The sequence below is a fragment of the Jannaschia sp. 2305UL9-9 genome (assembly GCF_041403465.1).
GTDB lineage: Bacteria > Pseudomonadota > Alphaproteobacteria > Rhodobacterales > Rhodobacteraceae > Jannaschia.
The window spans coordinates 1,587,923-1,594,847 of the sequence record NZ_JBGEHM010000001.1; the positions used below are offsets into that span (position 1 = coordinate 1,587,923).

The following is a 6,925-nucleotide window of genomic DNA, read 5'->3' on the forward strand; positions in this document are numbered from 1 at the left end:
CCGGAGGCAGGATGACGACAATGACCCAGACACAGTTCGACCTTCGCGAAACCGGTGCGGTGATCCCGCTCTCCAACGGTCCGAAGTATTTCAACTATTTCTGGCTGCGAGATGCGAGCACGTCCAGCATCGACCCCCAGACGAGAGAGCGGATCTTCGATGTCTCCCAACTGTCCGATGCCCCCCGGGCAAGGTCCCTTTCGTTCCGCGACGACATGCTCGTCATAGACTGGGAAGCCGAAGACAGCCCCAGCGAGGTTCCGCTGGGCCTTCTCGAGGATATTGCCACCACGGGGCGCCCCGCGGACGTGGCGGCCCTGCCGCGGCGCATCTGGTACAGCGACCACCTACCACGAATCCATCGTGTTTCGCAGGCCGATGTCATCAATACGGCGGTGGGTCGTGCGGCCCTGACGGGCGCCTTGATTCAAGATGGGATCGCCATCGTGACCGACATGGATCCGTCCGAGGACAGCCTGCCCAATCTGGTCGAGGCGATCGGCCCCGTCACCCCATCCGGCGAAGGTCTGTTCTTCAACGTCCGGGTGGAGATCAATCCGACCAACCTCGCGTTCACCGCCGGACCGCTCGAGATGCATACCGACCTGCCCGGGGAAGAAGCCGCACCCGGTGTCCAGTTCCTGCACTGCATCGAGAATACCGTGGACGGCGGCGCGTCCCTGTTCGTGGATGGTATCGCCGTTGCGATGGCCCTGAAGACCGAAGACCCGGAGGCTTTCGACCTGCTGGCCCGACATGAAATTCCATTCTTCTACCGCCACGACACGATCGATTACCTGTCGCATCAGAAGGTCATTAAAACCGATCAGGAGGGGAACGTGACCGGGGTGACGATTTCCCAGCATTTGCAGGACAACATGGACCTGCCGCAGGAACTTCTGGACACCTACTACCCCGCCTTCATCAAGTTCATCCGCATGATGCAGATGGACCGGTTCGTGATGAAGTTCCGCTCGGAGGCCGGGAATTGTGTCGTCTTCGACAATCACCGTATCGTTCACGGCCGGGAGGGGTATGTCGCCGAAAGCGGCAGCCGCCACCTGCGTGGTTGCTATACGGACCGTGCGGCAATGCGCAGCACCTACCGGATCGCCATGCGAAACCTGTAGGCACCAGCCAGGACACGAAAAAACGGCGCAGAATGCTCTGCGCCGTTTGTGTTTGATGCCGCTTTCCGGTCAGAGCGCGAACGGCGGCCGGACCTTGATTTCGAGGTAATCCTCCAGACCGAAAGAGCCGCCTTCCCGGCCATTGCCGGATTGCTTGTAGCCACCAAAGGGCGACCCGTAGTCGGGGCCGCGCCCATTGATCTGGATCGTTCCGGCGCGCAGACGCCGAACCACCCGCGACACACGCGCCTCGTCCCCCGATTGCACGTAGGCGGCAAGGCCGTAGTCGGTGTCGTTGGCCATGGCAACGGCCTCCTCTTCCGTGTCAAAGGGCGTGATCACGAGGACGGGGCCGAAGATCTCCTCCCGGTAGATGCGCATCGTGCTGTCGACGTCGTAGAAGATGGTCGGCTTCACATAGTAGCCATCCTCCAGCCCCTCGGGCTTGCCGAGGCCCCCGACGAGAACCTTTGCCCCTTCGTCCAGCCCGACCTGGATCATGGTCTGCACCCGATCGTATTGGATCTTGTCGAACAAGGGTCCGATGTGATCGCCCGGCAGGGTCGGATCACCGACCTCCTGAGCTTCGGCTGCCGCCTTGGCCAGGGTCAGGACATCATCGTAGCAGCTGCGCTCGACCAGAAGGCGGGTGGGCGCATTGCAGGATTGGCCGGTGTTGTAGAAACATCCCTGCACGCTCTCGGGGATGCGTTTCGGCAGGTCTGCATCCGCAAAGACGAGGTTGGGCGATTTGCCGCCCAGCTCGAGGGTCACGCGCTTGATATCATCGGCGGCGTCCTTGGACACGGCCGTACCTGCGCGGGTCGACCCCGTGAACGACATCATGGCGATGTCGGGGTGCCTTGACATGGCGGCCCCAACCGTCGGCCCGTCGCCCTGCACCAGATTGAAGACACCGGCAGGATACCCTGCGGCCTCGACGATCTCTGCATAGATCTGTGCCGAGATCGGTGTGTGTTCGGATGGTTTGAGGATACAGGTCGCCCCGGTCGCCAGCGCGGGAACGACCTTTAACGCGATCTGGTTGATCGGCCAGTTCCACGGCGTGATCAGACCGCATACCCCGATGGGTTCGCGGGTCACGATGTCGCCGTTCGGCAGAACCTCCTCTTCTTCGAGGGATTCGAGGGCCTTGATGAAGTAGTCGAGGTGACCGAGCCCGGCGTCGGCCTGCACCTCCAGGGACATCGTCGCAGGGGCGCCCATCTCGGATGTCATCGCTTCTGCCAGATAGCCGAGGCGCGCCTTCGTCGCGTCGCGAAGTTTGTGCAGAAGGGCAAGACGCTCCTCCCGGGAGGTCATCGAGAACGTCTCGAACGCGCGTTTGGCAGCAGCCACGGCATGGTCCACGTCCGTCGCATTGCCCAGCGTCACGGTGCCGATCTGCGACGCGGTGGCCGGGTTCATGATCGGCATTGTCGTGTCGGACGCGGGGTCGACCCAAGCGCCATCGATGTAGAATTTGTCGAGCGTCAGCATGAGCGTTCCTTTCTCATGGTGTGATTGGTGTCTGAGCCATCTCGAGGTGAAGCGCATCACCTTCGTAGGGCAGTTGAGCGATAGCGGCGTCGTCCAGCTCCAACCCGAGGCCGGGTTCTGTCGATGGAATTATGTAGCCGTCTTCCCAGGTGATCCCACCTTTGACGGCGGACATGTATGGCCCGTCGAACGTGCCGATACTTTCGAGGATCAGGAAATTCGGGCTGCAGGTCGCGATCTGGATATTCGCGGCGGCGACCACCGGCCCACAGTAGAGATGCGGCGCAATCTGCGCGGATCGCGTTTCGGCCATCGAGGCGATCTTCTTGGCCTCCAGAATGCCGCCGACCCGTCCGAGGTTGATCTGAAGGATCGAGGCCGCGCTCACTTCAAGCATGCGGGCAAACTCATGCTTGGTGCACAGGCGTTCCCCTGCCGCGACGGGAATGGCCGTATAAGCCGCGACCTGTGCCATGTCGGACGGATTTTCGGGGGGGATGGGCTCTTCGAACCAGAGCGGGTCGAACGGCTCCAGCACCCGTGCCATACGTTTGGCGCCCGATACGGTGAATTGGCCGTGGGTGCCGAACAGAAGGTCGGCCCGCGTTCCGACTGCCGCCCTGATCTCCCGGCAGAATGCAGCGCTGCGCGCCAGATCCTCGAGGCTGGGCTGACGGCCATCATGGATCGAGAACGGCCCGGCGGGGTCGAACTTCACGGCGGTAAAACCCTGATCGACCATGCCTAGCGCCACCTCGGCAGCGATGCCGGGATCATTGTAGGCGTTGGGCACGGATGGGTCCGGATAGACGTCACCACTGGCCGGATAGATGTAGGAATAGCTGCGCAGGCGATCATGCACACGCCCACCCAGCAGTTCATACACAGGCTTGTCGGCCGCTTTTCCGACAATGTCCCAGCACGCCATTTCAAGCCCGCTGAACACGCCCATGACGGTAACGTCCGGACGTTGGGTGAAGCCTGCACCATAGGATTTGCGGAACAGGGTCTCGATATGATGTGGATCGGCGCCTTCGAAATGCCGCCCGAACATGTCACGGGCCATCGCACAACAGATATCGGGCCCGAAGGTCGCGTTGTAGATCTCGCCGATACCGCTGATGCCGCAGGCGGTCGTCAGTCGCACAAAGACGAAGTAGCGCCCGCCATGGCGGGGCGGCGGATTGCCGACCACGAAGGTTTCGAGGCTCTCTAGTTTCATCTGGCATCCTCCAGGATCATGTCTGCGGCGCGCATGGCCAGCATCATCGTCGGTGCGTTCGTGTTGCCCGACGTTATGTTCGGGAAAGCCGACGCATCCACGACCCGGATGCCGCCGACACCGTGAACCCTCAGACGCGCGTCCAGAACGGAATCCCGGTCATCCTGACCCATCCGGCACGTACACGTCGGGTGATACACGGTCGAGGCGCGTTGCTGAAAATCAGCAAGCAAGGCTTCGTCGTCCAGCTCCATCAGGTTCGGAACCTTGGCGTGTGCCGTCACCGCCCTCAGGCTGTCTGCGGCGGCGATCTTCTGCAGGACCTTCCCTGACAGAACCGCTGCGTCCCTGTCTTCTTGTGTCGAAAGGGAATTGGGCTTGATCCTTGGCGCCACCTGCGGATCGGGCGATGTGATCTCTATGCTGCCCCGACTGGTTGGGCGACACGGCTGGGCCGAAATCTGGAAACCGGGTGTCCGGTCCAGTACGGCCTTGCCCGTAGGCGTCATCTGATAGGATGCCGGATTGCAGTAGATTTGGATATCCGGCAACTGCTTGTCGGGGTGCGATCGCACGAAACCACCCACCTGATTGACCGGCACCGACAAGGGGCCCCTTCGTGTCAGAAGGTATCTGGCCCCCACCAGCAGCTTGCCGAATGGCCCACCCAGTTGCGTGTTCAGCGTCGGTTGCGAGGCGCCGAACTGGTAGGAAACGGCGAGATGATCCTGCAGCCCCTGCCCGACCTGTGACAGGTCCCGCACCACCGGGATGCCGTTCGATGCCAACAGACCGGCCGGGCCAATTCCCGACAGCTGCAACAGCTTGGGCGAATTGATCGCGCCGGCGGACAGGATGACCTCTCTGCGCGCTGCAATCTGCTTGGCAACGCCCCCTTGGACAAAAGAAACCCCTGTCACTTTCCCGTCAGCGACCATCAATCTGGTGACGTCCGCATTTTGAATCACGCACAGGTTCGACCGACGTTTCGCAGGCCGCAGGAATGCATCCGCAGAAGACCACCGGAACCCGTTGCGCACCGTGCTGCGGTAGCACCCGATGCCGTCGGCGCCCGGTGCATTCAGATCTGATATGACGGGATGCCCGGCATCCCGACTGGCGTCGAGGAAGATGCGTGAGAACGGGGCCATTCCCTGCGACAGGTCAGACACCCAAACCGGTCCGTCACCGCGTAGCCGGTGCCCCTCCGGTGTGATCTCCGAATGGGTTTCCAAACGGTCGAACACCTTGCGGACAACGCCCCAGTGCCAGCCGGTGGCCCCGGCCAAGGACCAATCGTCGAAATCCTGCGCCAGACCGCGCATGTAGGTCATCGCATTGATCGAGCTCGACCCCCCGATCAACCGCCCCCGCGGCCAGACGATGGCTCGATCGTTCAAGCCTGCGTCCGCCTCGGTCCGATAACCCCAGTTCAGTGCCGGGTTCGCCACGTTGATCGCATAGCCCAAGGGGACCTTGACCCAGAAACGCGCATCGCTGCCGCCACTTTCCAGCAGGGCAACCGTGTATACGCCCCCTTCGGACAGCCGATTTGCCAGAACGCAGCCGGCGGACCCGGCCCCGACAACGATGTAGTCAAATTCCAGCTTGTCCAACGTGTCCGCCCACCCCTGATAGAGCCGCCATAAAGAGCGGACCGGGCGGCGTTGCACAAACAAACAGATACGAGGCTCAGGCCTAAATTCTATTGTGTCGCGGGGGTTGATCGACAACGTCGGTGCAGGCATCGCATTGGCCAGAGAGATGAGGAGTTCATCATAAAACGTCTTCCGCATGTAACCTGGTTGTGCACCTTCGAAGCCGCAGCGCGCCACGGGTCCTTTGCCGCGGCTGCGGATGAGTTGAACCTCACGCCCGCAGCAGTCAGCCAGCATATCAAACTGCTTGAACAGACCCTTCAGATGAAATTGTTCAAGCGGTTGCCCAAGGGCGTGGAATTGACTGACATCGGGCAGGCCTATGCCCAACCTGTCCGGGGCTCCTTCGCGGACCTGCAGACGGCAACGGACGGGCTGTTCCGGTCGCAAAAACAAACGACATTGCATGTGCGTGCGTCGATCTCGTTCGGCGTGCTCGTCTTGGCGCCGAAGTTGCATGATTTTCGGGCCTTGCACCCGGATATCAATATCGTTTTGTCGACCACCGTATGGTCCGACCGGATGAATGATGCGACCATCGACGTCGACATACGGTACGGCAACGGCGACTGGCCAGAACATGACATATGGCAGTTACGACGGGGTCGGGCCTGCCTGATCTGCAGCCCACAGGTTGCCGATGACATGCGGGGGGATCCGGAAAATCTGCGAACCGCAGATATCGTCACCGTCATCGGTTGTGAAAATGACTGGCCACGCATGTTCGACGAATTGGGCTTGGCGAACGTCGCACCGTCCCCCTGGATATCGGTGGAGTCCTCCCTGCTTGCCCTCGAGAGCATTTCAGCAGGGCGCGGAATTGCAATTGTCGATACGCTGTTTACCGATAGCTATGTCAAACGGGGTGATCTGACCGTTCCGCTGGAACAGGCCGTGCCCACGACGCACAATTTCTATCTGGTCGCCAATCCGGACCGCAAGATGCGCTCAGCCGTTGCCTGCTTTCGCGACTGGATCGAGAAGGTGGTCGTTTTGGAATCCGCGAGTAGCCAACCCGTTTCGGTCCGCTAAGATGGTAGCGGTCGCCGCTGTGGCTGTTCCACGCGGAGCAGCTACGGGTGAAGGTTCTCTGATCCTTGACAGGGTTGATAGGCCGTACGGATTGTCTGAACTGCCATTTGCCGAGCTGCTCTTGGTTGCGGGCGCAGATACTGCCTCTTCCGCGGCGTAGGGGGTCTTAATGCTGACTGCGGTGGTTTAGGCTTTGTCACGTCCATACAGGGACGTTTTGACGTTTGTTCCTGCTGTTTTTATTGTTTTGGTGTGTTTGCGACGCAAGAACCCCCGGTTGGTGTTTATCCAACTGGGGGTTTTTGTGTTTTATTTGTGTTTATGGAGAATTGGTGTGATTTTTAGGTTTGGCGATGACCTACTCTCCCACGTCTTGAGACGCA

General features: G+C 60.8%; 5 protein-coding genes. 2 read left to right on the forward strand and 3 right to left on the reverse strand.

Features of this window, described 5'->3' with window-relative positions:
- Positions 1–20 precede the first annotated feature (20 nt).
- Positions 21–1,130 (forward strand): TauD/TfdA family dioxygenase, encoded by a 1,110-nt coding sequence (locus tag V6N07_RS07805; protein WP_371155340.1) that lies wholly within the window; start codon positions 21–23, stop codon positions 1,128–1,130.
- Between the two features lie 69 nt (positions 1,131–1,199).
- On the opposite strand, the gene V6N07_RS07810 is transcribed toward V6N07_RS07805, so the two are convergent.
- Genes V6N07_RS07810 through V6N07_RS07820 form a run of 3 tightly spaced genes read right to left on the reverse strand, consistent with a single transcriptional unit; the run spans position 1,200 to position 5,747 of the window.
- The gene (locus V6N07_RS07810) at positions 1,200–2,630 is read right to left on the reverse strand and encodes an aldehyde dehydrogenase family protein (RefSeq protein ID WP_371155342.1); all 1,431 of its coding nucleotides are present in this window, start codon (positions 2,628–2,630) and stop codon (positions 1,200–1,202) included.
- Positions 2,631–2,643: 13 nt separating this feature from the next.
- On the reverse strand, positions 2,644–3,852 hold the full coding sequence (locus V6N07_RS07815) for a mandelate racemase/muconate lactonizing enzyme family protein (RefSeq protein ID WP_371155344.1): 1,209 nt from the start codon (positions 3,850–3,852) through the stop codon (positions 2,644–2,646).
- Positions 3,849–5,747, reverse strand: coding sequence for a GMC family oxidoreductase (locus V6N07_RS07820; RefSeq protein WP_371155346.1), 1,899 nt, complete (start codon positions 5,745–5,747; stop codon positions 3,849–3,851). The genes V6N07_RS07815 and V6N07_RS07820 overlap by 4 nt, the downstream gene beginning before the upstream one ends.
- On the opposite strand from V6N07_RS07820, the gene V6N07_RS07825 reads away from it, so the two are divergent.
- Positions 5,715–6,542: a LysR substrate-binding domain-containing protein gene (locus V6N07_RS07825; RefSeq protein WP_371155347.1), complete on the forward strand. Its 828-nt coding sequence runs from the start codon at positions 5,715–5,717 to the stop codon at positions 6,540–6,542. The genes V6N07_RS07820 and V6N07_RS07825 overlap by 33 nt on opposite strands.
- Positions 6,543–6,925 lie beyond the last annotated feature (383 nt).

Bases quoted from the DNA above. Each gene is read 5' to 3' on its own strand.
- V6N07_RS07815 (WP_371155344.1), bottom strand. From the start codon at position 3,852: ATGAAACTAGAGAGCCTCGAAACCTTCGTGGTCGGCAATCCGCCGCCC.
- V6N07_RS07810 (WP_371155342.1), bottom strand. From the start codon at position 2,630: ATGCTGACGCTCGACAAATTCTACATCGATGGCGCTTGGGTCGACCCC.
- V6N07_RS07820 (WP_371155346.1), bottom strand. From the start codon at position 5,747: ATGCTGGCTGACTGCTGCGGGCGTGAGGTTCAACTCATCCGCAGCCGC.
- V6N07_RS07805 (WP_371155340.1), top strand. From the start codon at position 21: ATGACCCAGACACAGTTCGACCTTCGCGAAACCGGTGCGGTGATCCCG.